Origin of the sequence: Pseudomonas sp. R25(2017), assembly GCF_002112565.1 — a bacterium.
Lineage (GTDB): Bacteria > Pseudomonadota > Gammaproteobacteria > Pseudomonadales > Pseudomonadaceae > Aquipseudomonas > Aquipseudomonas ekonensis.
Map to the genome: position 1 here is coordinate 327,148 of NZ_NEHZ01000004.1, position 15,324 is coordinate 342,471.

General features: G+C 63.2%; 15 protein-coding genes. 4 read left to right on the forward strand and 11 right to left on the reverse strand.

Features of this window, described 5'->3' with window-relative positions; all coding sequences use genetic code 11:
• Nucleotides 1-108 precede the first annotated feature (108 nt).
• Nucleotides 109-1,341, forward strand: coding sequence for a tryptophan synthase subunit beta (gene trpB / locus CAG31_RS07545; RefSeq protein ID WP_085579481.1), 1,233 nt, complete (start codon nucleotides 109-111; stop codon nucleotides 1,339-1,341).
• On the forward strand, nucleotides 1,341-2,153 hold the full coding sequence (gene trpA / locus CAG31_RS07550; RefSeq protein ID WP_085579483.1) for a tryptophan synthase subunit alpha: 813 nt from the start codon (nucleotides 1,341-1,343) through the stop codon (nucleotides 2,151-2,153). The genes trpB and trpA overlap by 1 nt, the downstream gene beginning before the upstream one ends.
• A 112-nt stretch (nucleotides 2,154-2,265) precedes the next feature.
• On the opposite strand, the gene CAG31_RS07555 is transcribed toward trpA, so the two are convergent.
• The 11 genes from CAG31_RS07555 to CAG31_RS07605 form a co-directional block, all read right to left on the reverse strand.
• Nucleotides 2,266-4,227, reverse strand: coding sequence for a DUF4105 domain-containing protein (locus CAG31_RS07555; protein WP_085579485.1), 1,962 nt, complete (start codon nucleotides 4,225-4,227; stop codon nucleotides 2,266-2,268).
• Nucleotides 4,224-4,544, reverse strand: a complete 321-nt coding sequence (locus CAG31_RS07560; RefSeq protein ID WP_065260625.1) for a DUF2388 domain-containing protein — start codon at nucleotides 4,542-4,544, stop codon at nucleotides 4,224-4,226. Before CAG31_RS07560 ends, CAG31_RS07555 begins: the two co-directional genes overlap by 4 nt.
• A gap of 27 nt (nucleotides 4,545-4,571) precedes the next feature.
• Entirely contained in the window at nucleotides 4,572-4,880 is a 309-nt protein-coding gene (locus CAG31_RS07565; protein ID WP_085579487.1) for a DUF2388 domain-containing protein, read from the reverse strand.
• A gap of 105 nt (nucleotides 4,881-4,985) precedes the next feature.
• A complete protein-coding gene (locus tag CAG31_RS07570) occupies nucleotides 4,986-5,303 on the reverse strand; it encodes a DUF2388 domain-containing protein (protein ID WP_085579489.1) in 318 nt (105 codons plus the stop codon).
• A gap of 134 nt (nucleotides 5,304-5,437) precedes the next feature.
• Nucleotides 5,438-5,644 carry a DUF1127 domain-containing protein gene (locus CAG31_RS07575; protein WP_085579491.1) on the reverse strand — a complete coding sequence of 69 codons (207 nt, stop codon included), beginning with the start codon at nucleotides 5,642-5,644 and terminating at the stop codon, nucleotides 5,438-5,440.
• Between the two features lie 254 nt (nucleotides 5,645-5,898).
• Nucleotides 5,899-6,114, reverse strand: a complete 216-nt coding sequence (locus CAG31_RS07580; RefSeq protein WP_085579493.1) for a DUF1127 domain-containing protein — start codon at nucleotides 6,112-6,114, stop codon at nucleotides 5,899-5,901.
• Nucleotides 6,115-6,435: 321 nt separating this feature from the next.
• On the reverse strand, nucleotides 6,436-7,929 hold the full coding sequence (locus CAG31_RS07585; RefSeq protein WP_085579495.1) for an acetyl-CoA hydrolase/transferase family protein: 1,494 nt from the start codon (nucleotides 7,927-7,929) through the stop codon (nucleotides 6,436-6,438).
• A gap of 215 nt (nucleotides 7,930-8,144) precedes the next feature.
• Nucleotides 8,145-9,578, reverse strand: coding sequence for an NAD(P)(+) transhydrogenase (Re/Si-specific) subunit beta (locus CAG31_RS07590; protein ID WP_085579497.1), 1,434 nt, complete (start codon nucleotides 9,576-9,578; stop codon nucleotides 8,145-8,147).
• Nucleotides 9,578-9,901, reverse strand: a complete 324-nt coding sequence (locus CAG31_RS07595; protein ID WP_085579499.1) for an NAD(P) transhydrogenase subunit alpha — start codon at nucleotides 9,899-9,901, stop codon at nucleotides 9,578-9,580. Before CAG31_RS07595 ends, CAG31_RS07590 begins: the two co-directional genes overlap by 1 nt.
• Nucleotides 9,902-9,916: 15 nt before the next feature.
• A complete protein-coding gene (locus CAG31_RS07600; RefSeq protein WP_085579501.1) occupies nucleotides 9,917-11,038 on the reverse strand; it encodes a Re/Si-specific NAD(P)(+) transhydrogenase subunit alpha in 1,122 nt (373 codons plus the stop codon).
• Between the two features lie 434 nt (nucleotides 11,039-11,472).
• Nucleotides 11,473-12,372: a LysR family transcriptional regulator gene (locus CAG31_RS07605; RefSeq protein ID WP_085579503.1), complete on the reverse strand. Its 900-nt coding sequence runs from the start codon at nucleotides 12,370-12,372 to the stop codon at nucleotides 11,473-11,475.
• 158 nt (nucleotides 12,373-12,530) lie between these two features.
• Here CAG31_RS07605 and CAG31_RS07610 point away from each other — a divergent pair, with 158 nt between their 5' ends.
• Nucleotides 12,531-13,712, forward strand: coding sequence for an acyl-CoA dehydrogenase (locus tag CAG31_RS07610; protein WP_085579505.1), 1,182 nt, complete (start codon nucleotides 12,531-12,533; stop codon nucleotides 13,710-13,712).
• 13 nt (nucleotides 13,713-13,725) lie between these two features.
• Nucleotides 13,726-14,946 (forward strand): CaiB/BaiF CoA-transferase family protein, encoded by a 1,221-nt coding sequence (locus CAG31_RS07615; protein WP_085579507.1) that lies wholly within the window; start codon nucleotides 13,726-13,728, stop codon nucleotides 14,944-14,946.
• Nucleotides 14,947-15,324: the final 378 nt, after the last annotated feature.

The following is a 15,324-nucleotide window of genomic DNA, read 5'->3' on the forward strand; positions in this document are numbered from 1 at the left end:
TTGTGAGTTTTCCTGACAGGTTGCGGCGATCTTATCGGTTTTCAGCCCGGATCGTCAGGGGTAGAGTGAATGCCATTGTCCCTTAGGCGAATTCACCGGGAGTCATCCATGACCCAGACTTCGAACACCTCCAACCTGCGCAGCGGCCCGGACGACAACGGCCTGTTCGGCGCGTTCGGCGGCCGTTACGTCGCCGAGACCCTGATGCCGCTGATCCTCGACCTGGCCCGCGAATATGAAGCGGCGAAGGAAGATCCGGCATTCAAGGAGGAACTGGCCTACTTCCAGCGCGACTACGTCGGACGTCCTAGCCCGCTGTACTTCGCCGAACGCCTGACCGAGTTCTGCGGCGGCGCCAAGATCTACCTCAAGCGCGAAGAGCTGAACCACACCGGCGCGCACAAGATCAACAACTGCATCGGCCAGATCCTGCTGGCGCGGCGCATGGGCAAGAAACGCATCATCGCCGAGACCGGCGCCGGCATGCACGGCGTGGCCACCGCCACCGTGGCCGCGCGCTTCGGCCTGGACTGCGTGATCTACATGGGCACCACCGACATCGAGCGCCAGCAGGCCAACGTGTTCCGCATGAAGCTCCTGGGCGCCGAGGTGATCCCGGTGGTCGCCGGCACCGGCACCCTGAAGGACGCGATGAACGAAGCGCTGCGCGACTGGGTGACCAACGTCGACAACACCTTCTACCTGATCGGCACCGTGGCCGGCCCGCACCCGTACCCGGCGATGGTGCGTGACTTCCAGGCCGTCATCGGCAAGGAAACCCGCGAGCAGCTGCAAGCCCAGGAAGGCCGTCTGCCGGACAGCCTGGTGGCGTGCATCGGCGGCGGCTCCAACGCCATGGGCCTGTTCCACCCGTTCCTCGACGACAAGAGCGTCGAGATCGTCGGCGTCGAAGCCGCGGGCTACGGCATCGAGACCGGCAAGCACGCGGCCAGCCTGAACGGCGGCGTGCCGGGCGTGCTGCACGGCAACCGCACCTTCCTGCTGCAGGACGACGACGGCCAGATCATCGACGCCCATTCGATCTCCGCCGGCCTCGACTACCCCGGCATCGGCCCCGAACACGCCTGGCTGCATGACATCGGCCGCGTCCAGTACACCTCGGTGACCGACGACGAAGCCCTGGCCGCCTTCCACCAGTGCTGCCGACTGGAAGGGATCATCCCGGCCCTGGAAAGCTCCCACGCCCTGGCCGAAGCCTTCAAGCGCGCGCCCAAGCTGCCGAAGGATCACCTGATGGTGATCAACCTGTCCGGCCGCGGCGACAAGGACATGCAGACCGTCATGCACCACATGGAACAATCGACGCAGGAGAAACACTGATGAGCCGCCTGCAAACACGTTTTGCCGCCCTCAAGCAGGAAAACCGCGCCGCACTGGTGACCTTCGTCACCGCCGGCGACCCGGACTACGACACTTCGCTGGCGATCCTCAAGGGCCTGCCGGCCGCCGGCGCCGACGTGATCGAGCTGGGCATGCCGTTCACCGACCCGATGGCCGACGGCCCGGCGATCCAGCTGGCCAACATCCGTGCCTTGGGCGCCAAGCAGAACCTGGCGAAAACCTTGCAGATGGTGCGCGAGTTCCGTCAGGGCAACAGCGACACGCCGCTGGTGCTGATGGGCTACTACAACCCGATCCACAAGTACGGCGTCGAGCGCTTCATCAGCGACGCCAACGAGGCCGGCGTCGACGGCCTGATCGTGGTCGACATACCGCCGGAGCACAACGCCGAGCTGTGCGACCCGGCCCAGGCGGCAGGCCTGGACTTCATCCGCCTGACCACCCCGACCACCGACGACGCGCGCCTGCCGAAGGTGCTCAACGGCAGCTCCGGCTTCGTCTACTACGTGTCGGTGGCCGGTGTGACCGGTGCCGGCGCCGCGACGCTGGAGCATGTCGAGGAAGCGGTGGCGCGCCTGCGTCGCCACACCGACCTGCCGATCAGCATCGGTTTCGGCATCCGCACCCCGGAGCAGGCGGCGTCCATCGCGCGCCTGGCCGACGGTGTCGTGGTGGGTTCGGCGCTGATCGACCACATCGCCAATGCGCAGACGCCGGCGCAGGCGGTCGACGGTGTGCTGGGCTTGTGCGCTTCGCTGGCCGAAGGCGTGCGCAAGGCGCGCATCGGCTGAGGGCAAGGCTCCCGTTGCGGGGGCCGCTCGCCATCGACTGATCAGGCAGTAAAAAGGGATCCGGGGCTAAGCTCCGGATCCCTTTTTTCGTTCGGCCCATGCGGCAGGCCGGTCAAGGCAACTCCAACCCGCCCGCTGCCTTGTGCAGTTTGCGCAGATGCTCGCCGATCTGCTTCACATTGGCCTCGCTGGCCGCGATCTCCGCAGCGCGCTTGGGCTCCAGCAAGGCCCGCACTTCCTTGTCCAGGTCGCCGCTCAGCGCCAGCAACTGCTTCTGGCGCTGGCTGCTTTCGGCCTCCAGCCGGCTGAACTCGCTCGGCTGCGGCAGGCCGTAGCCGCGGGAGTCGAGCAGCTCCGCCGGACGGCTGAGGAAGCCGCTGTTGGCGAGGATCTGCTGCAGGGTGGCGTTGGCCTTCTCCATGCCGCCGTTCTCCAGCTCCCGGGCACCGAGGTAGCGCTGCTTCACCTCGTCCTGGGCCAGCAGCAACTGGCGGCGGAAACTGGCCTGTTCCAACAGCAGCAACGCGGCGCTGGTGCGAAGGTCAGCGCGCTCGAACCAAGGCCGGCGTTCTTCGGCGGACAGCGACAGCCAGTCTTCGACGGTGGCCTGCGGGATCGGCAACTGTTTCTTCAAGACATCGAACATCGCCTGATAGCGCTCGCGGAACGAGTCGAAGCGATAGCCCAGGCGCAGGGCTTCCTTCGGATCGTCGAGCACCCGGGTGTCCGCCAGGCCGCGTCCCTTGAGCACCTCCAGCAGGCCGTTGGGCATGATGCTGTCCAGGCCGGCAAGCTGTGCGTTATTGCTGCCGCTGCGCAGCAGTTTCAGGCTTTCCACCGCGCAGTTGTTGGACAGGAAGAAGTAGTTGCCGTCGTAGCTCCAGTGCATCTCGGCAGCGTGCTCGACCACGTCTTCTATCTCGCTGCGCGACAGGTTCAGCGGCACCGAGGCCAGGCTGCGCAGTTCGGTCTTGGTGTATTCGTCGATCACCTGGGCCAGCGGCAGCACGAACAGCCGCGACGGGTATTTGCCCACCAGGCCGTCCCAGCTCGACAGTTGCACGTCGCCGACGAAGGCGCGGTACGACAGCACCAGGTGCTGGTCCAGGTCCAACCGGCAGTCCGGGCCGCGCGGCCGGCCGGGGGCGCAGATCACCAGGCGCAGCATGCTGTGACCCCAGCGGCTGACCCAGTTCTGGTTGGCCTCGGCCAGCAGGTAGTCGACGGCGTAGACCCGTTCCGGGTCGACCTGGCCCAGCGGCTGCTTGGCGAAGTCGTTGCCGGCGTTGAGGAAGGCGAAGGTCTTGGCGCACGTGTCCTTGGCGGGCGGCGCCCAGCCGAAGTGTTCCTTGTAGTAGCGATACAGCGCGGGCCGGCGGCAGGCGTAGCTCGGGTCAAGAAGGAAGTACTCCATGTTGACCGCGACGAACTCCTTGGGGCTGGAGGTTTCGTACAGATCCGGGCTGCGGGCGATCTGCCGGTTGTGCTGCTCGCGTTCGCCGCGGCGGCCGACGTATTGCTGCCAGCCGGCGAGATCCAGCAGGCGGGGATCGTCGCTCAAGGTGAAGCGGCGGCCGTTCTGACCACGGCATTCATCCGGGATGCCGACCAGGCCGCTGCTGTCGTTGCGCCGGGTGCAGCGCTGGATCAGCGTGCGTTCGGCGGCGGGCCACAGCCGGGCGCGGTCGTAGATATGGGTGATTTCGTGCAGCACCGTGGCCAGCAGTTCCTGGCGGACGGTGCCGTGGGGGCGGCCGGTCTTTTCCTTGGCGGCGCTGCCGTCGGTGAGGCCGGCCAGCAATTTGCGGTTCAGGTCCAGTTCGGCCACCAGCGTGGCCTGGCCGTAGGCGTTGCCGGGCATGTCGTCGGTCCAGCCGACGTCGATCCGCCGGTCCAGCCGCTCTATGAAGCTGGGCGGAAGCGCCTGCATGGCTTCATCGAGCAGCGCCTGGCTGGCCTGTTGCTGGGCGGGGCTCAGGCCGTCGGTCTTGAGCCGCAGTTGCAGGCCGGCGTGGGCGCTGTGGCCGGTCAGCAACAGCGCCCCGGCCAGCAGCCAGGTGCCGAGTGACTTCACAGTGCGAGGATGGCTTCGGCCAGCACCTGGTCGCTGGCGTCACGGGCTTCCGGAACGCGGGTGCGCAAGGTATTGAGTGCGGCTTCCAGGTGCGCGCCACGGATGTCGCCGTTGCTGGCGACGAAGCTGGCGGCGTCGTCATGGGCTTCGCGGATGATCTTCGAATCGCGGATCGACGTGGTGGTGTCGGAGGTGAAATCGATGGTGCGCTGGGAGGCGCGGACAATGATGTTACTGGTGGCTACCAGGGTGTGCGCCTGGGCCATATCGGCCAACAACAGCAGGCCAAGGGCGGCAGCAATCAGCGGGCTACGCATGGAACGACTCCGAAAGGGCATGGATGACTATTGGACGAGAATTGCCTGTGCCAGTTCAAGGTCACTGACATGAAGTTTGGGCCGGGATTTGCGCAGGTAATGCAGTGCGGATTCCAGCCGGGCGCCTCGCAATTCGCCGTCACTGGCAACGAAGGCCGCGGCATCGTCGTGCGCGGCGAGCAGCAGTTTACGGTCGAACGGCGCGGAAGACACCATGCCGGTGGCGTAGACGCTGACCACGGTGCTCTGCGTGGACACATCGAAGGCGTTGGCCGGCGTGGCCCAGCAGGCTGCCGTCAGAACGGAAGGGATAAGCAGATTGGCAAGAAAACGCATGGGGCTCGGCTGCGGTTGAAGAGCCTGAAGGCTAACGCAACGCCCGGGCCAGAGCCAGCGCCGAAACATCGGGACACGGCTGGCGTGTCCCGTGACGCAACGGTTTCAGAGGGTCAGGATGGCCTGGGCCAGCTGCGCGTCGGTGGCGTTCAGTTGCGGTGCCTGATGGCGGATGTGATCCAGGGCGCTTTCCAGCTTCACGCCGCGGATGTCGCCTTCGCTGGCCACGAAGCTGGCGGCGTCGTCACGGGCGGCCAGGACGATCTTGTCGTCGCGGAAGGACGAAGTGACGTCGGAGGTGGCGTCGGAGGAGGACTTGAGCGCGCCGACCACGGCATCGGTGGTGACGATGAAGCTGGTGGCGCTGGCATTGGCGGCGACGGCCAGCAGGGCGGCAGCGCTGAGCAGGCGAAGAGCGGACATGGGAGAACTCCTGTGGATAAAACCGTATTGAGAGGTGGCACGGTGTCTGGGAGTCAGACGCCGATCGCACAGCATTCGCCACGTTCTGCGTGGATATTAGGCTTGCGCACCGGATTCGCCCAGTGGGCAGAGTGCTAGCGCCAGAACGGCTTATCCATTTCATTCAGCCGGTCGGCGTGGCTGAGGCCCAAGTCGGCGAGATCCCGGCCATCGAGCCCGGCCAGCAGGCGCCGGGTTTTGGCACGTTCCAGACCTTGCAGCAGGCCTTTGAGCAGCCGCGTGAACGGACGTTGCGCGCAGGGCCGGTTCTGTTCTTTGGATACGTCCTGTAACTCATTCATGACCTGTTCCTTGGGCGGCGGGAGAGAAGGTCATGTTGAGCCTGGCGCCGAGAACGGAGCAGACACACCGAGGCTAAATTGTACTGGTTCAGTTTGAGTAATTTTAAAACTGTACCTGTCATTGTGCGGTGCACCTGTTCCGCAGATTCTGGCACGCCCAAACGACAAGGCCCGTCGCGGTTTCCCGCGACGGGCCTTGTCGTTTCAATTCGGGTGCTGGCGGTGGGTCTTGCGACCAGGGCCAGCGACGCTGCTTAGCGCCAGAACGGCTTGCTGAGCTCTTCGTAGCGTTGTGCTTCGCTGATACCGGCGTCAGCCAGCAGACGCGAATCCAGACGGGCCAGTTGGTGGCGGCTGGAGATGCGGCGCTGCCACAGCATCAGGTTGGCGAGAACACGCAGAGGCATGGAAGCCTGGGATTTTACAGCTTTGTCTTCGAAGAACAGTTCGGAACTGAGTGTACGTTCCATGGTGGTCATCCTTCCGCTTGTGGCGGGATCAGGTAGTGGTTTAACTGGTGCCCATGATCCTCTCGTTTGCCCAGTCTCTGTAGATACAGTTCACTTGTATTGTGAGTGACCAGTTAACTGTTTATAGGGGGTGTACGGGTCAAAATTGAGCAAACTGTACCTGTCCGCACCTGATTGGTGCGTTATTGCTCATTTGGAGAGAAAGGTGCGGGGAAAACAGCTGAAAAGTACCGGTACAGAAGTACAGTTTTTGTCAGGTTAAGTGTTTGCAATCCCCCGCTGACGAAAACTGTGTTTGCGTCAGCGGGGGATCTGTGTGAATTACACAGCCAGCATGCGCCCGGTTTCTTCCAGGTTCATGTGCCAGCTCAGGGCATCCCGCAGGATGTGCGGCGTGTGGCCGCCGATGGCGCAGGCGGCGGTGAAGTAATCGTTCAGGGCCTGGCGGTAGTCTGGGTGCACGCAGTTGTCGATGATCGCCCGGGCGCGCTCGCGCGGGGCCAGGCCGCGCAGGTCGGCCAGGCCGATCTCGGTGACCAGGATGTCGACGTCATGCTCGGTGTGGTCGACGTGGCTGACCATCGGCACCACGCTGGAGATCGCGCCGCCCTTGGCGATCGACTTGGTCACGAACACCGCCAGGTGGGCGTTGCGCGCAAAGTCGCCGGAGCCGCCGATGCCGTTCATCATCCGGGTGCCGCAGACGTGGGTGGAGTTGACATTGCCGTAGATGTCGAACTCCAGCGCCGTGTTGATGCCGATGATGCCCAGGCGCCGCACCACTTCGGGGTGGTTGGAGATCTCCTGGGGCCGCAGCACCAGCTTGTCCTTGTACCGTTCCAGGTTGCCGAACACATCGCTGTTGCGGCGTTCGGACAGCGTGATCGAACTGCCCGAGGCGAAGCTCAGCTTGCCGGCGTCGATCAGGTCGAAGGTCGAGTCCTGCAGCACTTCGGAGTACATGGTCAGGTCGTGGAACGGCGAGTCGATCAGTCCGCACATCACCGCGTTGGCGATGCTGCCGATGCCGGCCTGCAGCGGACCGAGCTTGTCGGTCATGCGCCCGGCGTCGACTTCCTGCTTGAAGAACGCGATCAGGTGGTCGGCGATGGCCTTGGTGTCGGCATCCGGCGGCAGCACGGTGGACGGCGAGTCGGGCTGCTGGGTGATGACGATGCCGACGATCTTCTCCGCAGGGATCGGGATGGCGGTGCTGCCGATGCGGTCATCGACCTTCACCAGGGGGATCGGCGTGCGGGTCGGACGGTAGGTCGGGATATAGATGTCATGCAGGCCTTCGAGGTTGGCGTTGTGCGCCATGTTGATCTCGACGATCACTTGCTTGGCGAAGATCGCAAAGCTCGCCGAGTTGCCCACAGAGGTGGTCGGCACGATGTGGCCCTGCTCGGTGATGGCCACGGCTTCGATCACGGCGATGTCCGGCAGCTTGAGCTGCTGGTTGCGCAGTTGCTCGACGGTTTCCGACAGGTGCTGGTCGATGAACATCACCTCGCCGGCGTTGATCGCCTTGCGCAGGGTGCTGTCGACCTGGAACGGCATGCGCCGCGACAGCACGCCGGCCTCGGTCAGTTGCTTGTCGAGGTCGTTGCCCAGGCTCGCGCCGGTCATCAGGCTGATCTTCAGCGGCGTGACCTTGGCCCGCTCGGCCAGTGCATGGGGGACGGCCTTGGCTTCGCCGGCGCGGGTGAAGCCGCTCATGCCGACGGTCATGCCGTCCTCAATCAAAGCGGCGGCCTCGGCGGCGCTCATCACTTTATCCAACAACGAAGGCAGGCGAATACGGTCACGGTACATGGATTTTTATCTCGGGCAGCGAGTAGCAGGATGCGCAGTCTATTGAATTTCGCGAACGCCTGTCCCGCTACCAAGGTCGCAAAAGAGGCGTCTATTCAGCGGGTTCCGAGTAAAACACCGTTACCGGATCGGTAACAACGCGGCAAATTGTCCAACGATCTGCGCCAACGAAAACGCCCCGACGGAGCGGGGCGTTTTGGTGGTGCGGGAGAGGGTTACTCGACCGCTTTGACCATGTCTTCGATGACCTTTTTCGCGTCGCCGAACACCATCATGGTCTTGTCCAGGTAGAACAGTTCGTTGTCCAGGCCGGCATAGCCGCTGGCCATCGAACGCTTGTTGACGATGATGGTCTTGGCCTTGAACGCCTCAAGGATCGGCATGCCGGCGATCGGCGATTTCGGATCGTTCTTGGCGGCCGGGTTGACCACGTCGTTGGCGCCGAGCACCAGCACCACGTCGGCCTGCCCGAACTCGGAGTTGATGTCTTCCATCTCGAACACCTGGTCGTACGGCACTTCGGCTTCCGCCAGCAGCACGTTCATGTGCCCCGGCATCCGGCCGGCCACCGGGTGGATCGCGTACTTCACGGTCACGCCGTGGTGGGTCAGCTTCTCGGTCAGTTCCTTCAGCGCATGCTGGGCACGGGCCACCGCCAGGCCGTAGCCCGGCACGATGATCACGGTGTCGGCGTTGGTCAGCAGGAAGGTGGCGTCGTCGGCCGAACCGGACTTCACCGGGCGGGCCTCTTTCGAGCCGGCCGGGCCCGCGTCGGCGGTATTGCCGAAACCGCCCAGCAATACATTAAAGAAGGAGCGGTTCATCGCCTTGCACATGATGTACGACAGGATCGCACCGCTTGAACCCACCAGCGAACCGGCGATGATCAGCATCGAGTTGTTCAGCGAGAAGCCGATGCCCGCCGCCGCCCAGCCCGAATAGCTGTTGAGCATCGACACCACCACCGGCATGTCGGCGCCGCCGATCGGGATGATGATCAGCACGCCCATCACGAACGCCAGAGCCAGCATCAGCGCGAACGCGGCCAGGTTGCCGGTGACCATGAAGGTCACGCCGAGCGCCAGCGTGGCCAGGCCCAGCAGCAGGTTCAGCTTGTGCTGACCGCCAAACTGTACCGGTGCACCCTGAAACAGACGGAACTTGTACTTGCCCGACAGCTTGCCGAAGGCGATCACCGAACCGGAGAAGGTGATCGCGCCGATGGCGGCACCGAGGAACAGTTCCAGACGGTTGCCCGCCGGGATCGGGTCGCCCAGTTGCTTGACGATGCCCAGCGACTGCGGCTCGACCACCGCCGCGATGGCGATGAACACCGCCGCCAGGCCGATCATGCTGTGCATGAACGCGACCAGCTCAGGCATCTTGGTCATTTCCACGCGCTTGGCCATGATCGAACCGGCGGTGCCGCCGATCAGCAGGCCGACGATCACGTAACCGATGCCGGCGGTGGCAAGCTCAGCGCCCAGCTTATAGATGAGGCCTACGGTCGTGAGGATCGCCAGCGCCATGCCGAGCATGCCGAACAGGTTGCCGCGGCGCGACGTGGTCGGGTGCGACAGGCCCTTGAGGGCCTGGATGAAGCAGATCGACGCGATCAGGTAGAGCGTCGTGACGAGGTTCATGCTCATTACTTCGGCGCCTCTTCTTGTGCGGCTTTCGGGGCTTTCTTCTTGAACATCTCAAGCATGCGGCGGGTGACCAGGAAGCCACCGAACACGTTGACCGCCGCCAGCGCCACGGCGAGGGTGCCCATGGCCTTGCCCAGCGGGGTGATGGTGAGGGCGGCGGCGAGCATGGCGCCGACGATCACGATCGCCGAAATGGCGTTGGTCACCGCCATCAGCGGCGTGTGCAGCGCAGGCGTAACGTTCCAGACCACGTGGTAACCGACATAGATCGCCAGCACGAAGATGATCAGGTTGTAGATACCGGGGGAAATAAGCTCTTCCATCGTCTGAATCCCTGCTTAGGCGTTTTTGCGGATGACTTGGCCGTCGCGGCACATCAGGCACGCGGCGACGATGTCGTCTTCGAGGTTCACTTCGAACTGGCCTTCCTTGGTGAAGACCAGCTTCAGGAAGTCCAGCAGGTTGCGGGCATACAGCGCCGAGGCGTCCGCCGCGACCTCGCCGGCCAGGTTGGTCGGGCCGACGATGGTCACGCCGCTGTTCACCACGACCTGGTCGGCCACGGTCAGCGGGCAGTTACCGCCCTGGGCTGCGGCCAGATCGATGACCACGGAACCTGGCTTCATCTGCGCCACGGTTTCCGCGCTCAGCAGCGTCGGCGCCTTGCGGCCCGGAATCAGGGCGGTGGTGATGACGATGTCGGCCTGTTTGGCGCGCTCGTGCACGGCCTGGGCCTGGCGCTGCATCCAGCTCGCCGGCATCGGACGGGCGTAACCGCCGACGCCGACCGCGCATTCGCGCTCCTCGTCGGTCTCGTAGGGCACGTCGACGAACTTGGCGCCGAGGGATTCGATCTGCTCCTTGACGGCAGGACGCACGTCAGACGCTTCGATCACCGCACCCAGACGTTTCGCCGTGGCGATCGCCTGCAGCCCGGCCACGCCTGCGCCGAGGATCAGCACGCGCGCCGCTTTCACGGTGCCGGCTGCCGTCATCAGCATCGGCATGAAGCGCGGGTAGTAGTGGGCGGCCAGCAGCACGGCCTTGTAACCGGCGATGTTCGCCTGGGACGACAGCACGTCCAGGCTTTGGGCCCGGGAGGTGCGCGGCGCCGCTTCCAAGGCGAAGGCGGTGATCCCGCACTCGGCCATTTTGGCGATGGTTTCGTTGCTGAAGGGGTTGAGCATGCCCACCAGCACCGTTCCGCGCTTGATCAGCGTCAGTTCGGCGTCGCTGGGGGCGACCACCTTGAGGATCAGCTCGGCGCCGAACGCATCGTTGGCGCTGCCGATGGTTGCGCCTGCCGCCTCATAGGCACTGTCCACAACACTGGCCTTGATGCCGGCGCCGCTTTGCACAGTGACCTTATGACCTTGGCCGATCAGCTTCTTGATGGTTTCCGGGGTTGCAGCAACCCGTGTTTCACCGGTCTGGGTTTCGAGAGGAACACCAATGTGCACGTCAAATCTCCTGCGTGATCTTATTGAGTAAACCCATGCACTTCGGATGGTGCGGCTGGGGCGGCCGATCAGCACGACCCCGCCGAATCAAGGCGGGGCGCGGCATTTTGCAGGCGAAGTTTATGCCCTTCAAGGGATTATGACGGGTGACGGAAAATTAACTACAAGTCATCCCGTGACCGAATGTCGCAGATGGCCAGCTGAATCCCTTGCAGGCCGTGCCTTTCAAGGATTCTGGCTGAATTTGAAAAAAAATCTCATCGGTGGCGTGAATGGGCCGTGATGAGTCGCATTGGGTGGCGCAAAGCCACGTCGTCAGGCGCTTGTGGGACGTCTGTACGACTTTCGGATACAGTCTGCGGATTTGCGACAAATACTTATATCTGTAGTGCTTCAGTTTTGTTGACTACGAGGTCAGCAAAAGCTGTAGGCCTTTATTCCTCTAGGTTGTAGCCGTGTGCCTGGTTCACCAGCCAGTCGCGAAATGCCTTCAGCGACGCCGATTCCACTTTTCGCTCGGGAATCATCAGGTAATACGCCTTGATGCTGGAGAGCGCGTTCGGGTTGGCGATCACCAAGCGTTTTTCGGCCAGTTCACGCTGGATCAGGAACGGCGGAATCAGCGCAATGCCCATGTCGTGCATGGCCGCCTGGGCAAGCATGGAGAATAGCTCGTAGCGCGGGCCTGTCATGTCGCGGGGCACATTCAGGTGCTGTGAGTTGAACCACTGGCGCCAGGCATACGGGCGAGTGGTCTGCTGCAGCAGGGGCAGATCGGCGATCTCGTCCGGCGTCAGGTGCGTCTTGTGGCCGAGCAGGGCCGGGCTGCACACCGGCATCGGATTCTCGCCCATCAGCCTGTGGGATTCCGTACCGGACCAGTCGGCGTCACCGAAGTAGATCGCGGCGTCGAAGTCGGTGTCGGCGAACAGGAACGGCCGGGTGCGGTTGGTCAAGTTGACGGTCACTTCCGGATGCTTGAGCTGGAAGTCCTTGAGCCGGGGCAGCAACCATTGGGTGCCGAAGGTGGGTACCACCGCCAGTTCGATCACGTTTGCGCCCTGCTGGCCCATCACCGACAGCGTGTCGCGCTCGACGGCGTCCAACTGCGTGGCGACCCGGCGGCTGTAGGAAAGCCCTGCTTCGGTGAGTTTCACGCCGCGCCGCGAACGTCGGAACAGTTCGACGCTGAGGAACTCCTCCAGGCTGGCGATCTGTCGGCAAATGGCGCCCTGGGTGAGGGAAAGTTCTTCGGCGGCCTTCGTGAAACTCTCGTGCCGGGCGGCGGCTTCAAAGCTGATGAGGGCCGTGGTGCTGGGGATCTTTCTGCGCATGTACGTCAACCTCACTAATACATCGCACGAAAGGCATCTGGCGATGTTTCGGAGTGAGAAATTAGCACAACAGAATGCGAAATCCTCGTTTGCCGCGACGGCGAACCGAGCCTAGGATCAATGCCACGTCAACTCACCTGATTTGCGAGGACTCACTCATGGGCGGTAAAGCTAGCTTCAACTGGATCGATCCCCTGCTGCTGGATCAACAGCTCACCGAAGAAGAGCGCATGATCCGCGACAGCGCCGAGCAGTTCGCCCAACAGAGCCTCGCACCGCGTGTGCTGGAGGCTTTCCGCCATGAGCAGACCGATCCTGCGATTTTCCGCGAAATGGGCGAGGTCGGCCTGCTGGGCGCGACCATTCCCGAGCAGTACGGCGGCAGCGGCCTGAACTATGTGAGCTATGGCCTGATTGCCCGTGAAGTCGAGCGTGTCGACTCCGGCTACCGCTCGATGATGAGCGTGCAGTCTTCTCTGGTGATGGTGCCGATCAACGAGTTCGGCACCGAAGCGCAGAAGCAGAAGTACCTGCCGAAGCTGGCTTCCGGCGAATGGATCGGCTGCTTCGGCCTGACCGAGCCGAACCACGGTTCCGACCCGGGCGCGATGATCACCCGTGCGCGCAAGGTCGACGGCGGCTACAGCCTGACCGGCGCCAAGATGTGGATCACCAACAGCCCGATCGCCGATGTGTTTGTGGTCTGGGCCAAGGACGATGCCGGCGACATCCGCGGCTTCGTGCTGGAGAAGGGCTGGAAAGGCCTGAGCGCACCTGCCATTCACGGCAAGGTCGGCCTGCGCGCTTCGATCACCGGTGAGATCGTCATGGACAACGTGTTCGTGCCGGAAGAGAACATCTTCCCTGACGTGCGTGGCCTGAAAGGCCCGTTCACCTGCCTCAACTCAGCACGTTACGGCATTTCCTGGGGCGCACTGGGCGCCGCCGAGTTCTGCTGGCACACGGCTCGTCAGTACACCTTGGACCGTCAGCAGTTCGGCCGCCCGTTGGCCGCCACGCAACTGATCCAAAAGAAGCTGGCGGACATGCAGACCGAAATCACCCTGGCCCTGCAAGGCTGCCTGCGTCTGGGCCGCATGAAGGACGAAGGCACGGCAGCCGTCGAAATCACCTCGATCATGAAGCGCAACTCCTGCGGCAAGTCCCTGGAGATCGCGCGCATGGCCCGTGACATGCTTGGCGGCAACGGGATTTCCGATGAGTTCGGTGTGGCTCGCCACCTGGTCAACCTGGAAGTGGTCAACACCTATGAAGGCACCCACGACGTGCACGCGCTGATCCTGGGGCGTGCGCAGACCGGTCTGCAGGCGTTCTATTAATAGGAGAGCGAGCATGGGTGCGCTGTCTCATCTGCGGGTTCTGGATTTGTCGCGAGTGTTGGCGGGCCCGTGGGCCGGGCAGATACTGGCCGACCTTGGCGCCGAGGTGATCAAGGTCGAGCGTCCGGGCAACGGTGACGATACCCGCGCCTGGGGGCCGCCCTTCCTTAAGGACGCCTACGGCGAGAACACCTCCGAGGCGGCCTATTACCTGTCGGCCAATCGCAACAAGCAGTCGGTGACCATCGATTTCACCCGCCCGGAAGGGCAGCGACTGGTTCGGGAGCTGGCCGCCAAGTCCGACATCGTCATCGAGAACTTCAAGGTGGGTGGGCTGGCGGCCTATGGCCTGGATTACGCATCGCTGAAAGCCATCAACCCTAACCTGATCTATTGCTCGATCACCGGGTTCGGCCAGACCGGCCCGTACGCCAAGCGGGCCGGTTATGACTTCATGATCCAGGGCTTGGGCGGCTTGATGAGCCTGACCGGCCGGCCGGAGGGTGATGAGGGTGCCGGGCCTGTGAAGGTCGGCGTTGCGCTGACGGATATCCTGACCGGGCTCTACTCGACGGTCGCGATCCTGGCGGCGCTGGCTCACCGTGATCAGGAAGGTGGGGGACAGCACATCGACATGGCATTGCTCGACGTGCAGGTGGCGTGCCTGGCGAACCAGGCGATGAACTACCTGACCACGGGCAATGCGCCCAAGCGCCTGGGGAATGCGCACCCCAATATCGTGCCGTATCAGGATTTTCCTACGGCCGATGGTGATTTCATCCTGACGGTGGGTAATGACGGGCAGTTCCGCAAGTTCGCCGAAGTGGCCGGGCAACCCCAGTGGGCGGATGACCCTCGCTTTGCCACCAATAAGCAGCGGGTGGCGAACCGGGCGGTGCTGATTCCGCTGATCCGTCAGGCGACAGTGTTCAAGACGACGGCCGAATGGGTGGCTCAGTTGGAGCAGGCCGGCGTGCCGTGCGGACCGATCAATGATCTGTCGCAGGTGTTCGAGGATCCGCAGGTGAAGTCCCGTGGGTTGGCGATTGATCTGCCCCATGCATTGGCTGGGAGGGTGCCGCAGGTGGCGAGCCCGATCCGGTTGTCGCAGACACCGGTGGAGTATCGTCAGGCGCCGCCGCTATTGGGCGAACATACGCTCGAGGTATTGCAGCGGGTGCTGGGCCTGGAAGCCGATGCGGTCGCCGGGTTGAAGGAGAATGGAGTGCTGTGATGCTTCTTCTATATAGAGGCCGGGGTGTCCGGCCTCTATATAGGGTGTTTTGGGATGCTTTTTGATCAATCTGCAAGTTATTGGAAGAAAACCGAAAATAGCGGTTGACGGCAGATTTCAGTTCTCTATAATTCGCCCCACTTCCGGCGCAGTCGAAACGGAAAACTCCTTGAGATTCAACGAGTTACGAAGTTTTCGGCAGCGGGTCGCTTCAGTTCAGCGAAGCCCGGAGGGAGTCGAAGAGGGTGGTGATGTTTGGCCCTTTCGGCGTTTCGATCATCCCGGTCGAAAGCGGAGAAAAGAGGTGTTGACAGCAGCGTGCAACGCTGTAGAATTCGCCTCCCGCTGACGAGAGATCGAAAGCGCAAGTGGTTGAAG

Coding starts and splice junctions, on each gene's coding strand:
- trpB (WP_085579481.1), top strand. CDS start 109: ATGACCCAGACTTCGAACACCTCCAACCTGCGCAGCGGCCCGGACGAC.
- trpA (WP_085579483.1), top strand. CDS start 1,341: ATGAGCCGCCTGCAAACACGTTTTGCCGCCCTCAAGCAGGAAAACCGC.
- CAG31_RS07560 (WP_065260625.1), bottom strand. CDS start 4,544: ATGCGTAGCCCGCTGATTGCTGCCGCCCTTGGCCTGCTGTTGTTGGCC.
- CAG31_RS07565 (WP_085579487.1), bottom strand. CDS start 4,880: ATGCGTTTTCTTGCCAATCTGCTTATCCCTTCCGTTCTGACGGCAGCC.
- CAG31_RS07570 (WP_085579489.1), bottom strand. CDS start 5,303: ATGTCCGCTCTTCGCCTGCTCAGCGCTGCCGCCCTGCTGGCCGTCGCC.
- CAG31_RS07575 (WP_085579491.1), bottom strand. CDS start 5,644: ATGAATGAGTTACAGGACGTATCCAAAGAACAGAACCGGCCCTGCGCG.
- CAG31_RS07580 (WP_085579493.1), bottom strand. CDS start 6,114: ATGGAACGTACACTCAGTTCCGAACTGTTCTTCGAAGACAAAGCTGTA.
- CAG31_RS07585 (WP_085579495.1), bottom strand. CDS start 7,929: ATGTACCGTGACCGTATTCGCCTGCCTTCGTTGTTGGATAAAGTGATG.
- CAG31_RS07590 (WP_085579497.1), bottom strand. CDS start 9,578: ATGAGCATGAACCTCGTCACGACGCTCTACCTGATCGCGTCGATCTGC.
- CAG31_RS07595 (WP_085579499.1), bottom strand. CDS start 9,901: ATGGAAGAGCTTATTTCCCCCGGTATCTACAACCTGATCATCTTCGTG.
- CAG31_RS07605 (WP_085579503.1), bottom strand. CDS start 12,372: ATGCGCAGAAAGATCCCCAGCACCACGGCCCTCATCAGCTTTGAAGCC.
- CAG31_RS07610 (WP_085579505.1), top strand. CDS start 12,531: ATGGGCGGTAAAGCTAGCTTCAACTGGATCGATCCCCTGCTGCTGGAT.
- CAG31_RS07615 (WP_085579507.1), top strand. CDS start 13,726: ATGGGTGCGCTGTCTCATCTGCGGGTTCTGGATTTGTCGCGAGTGTTG.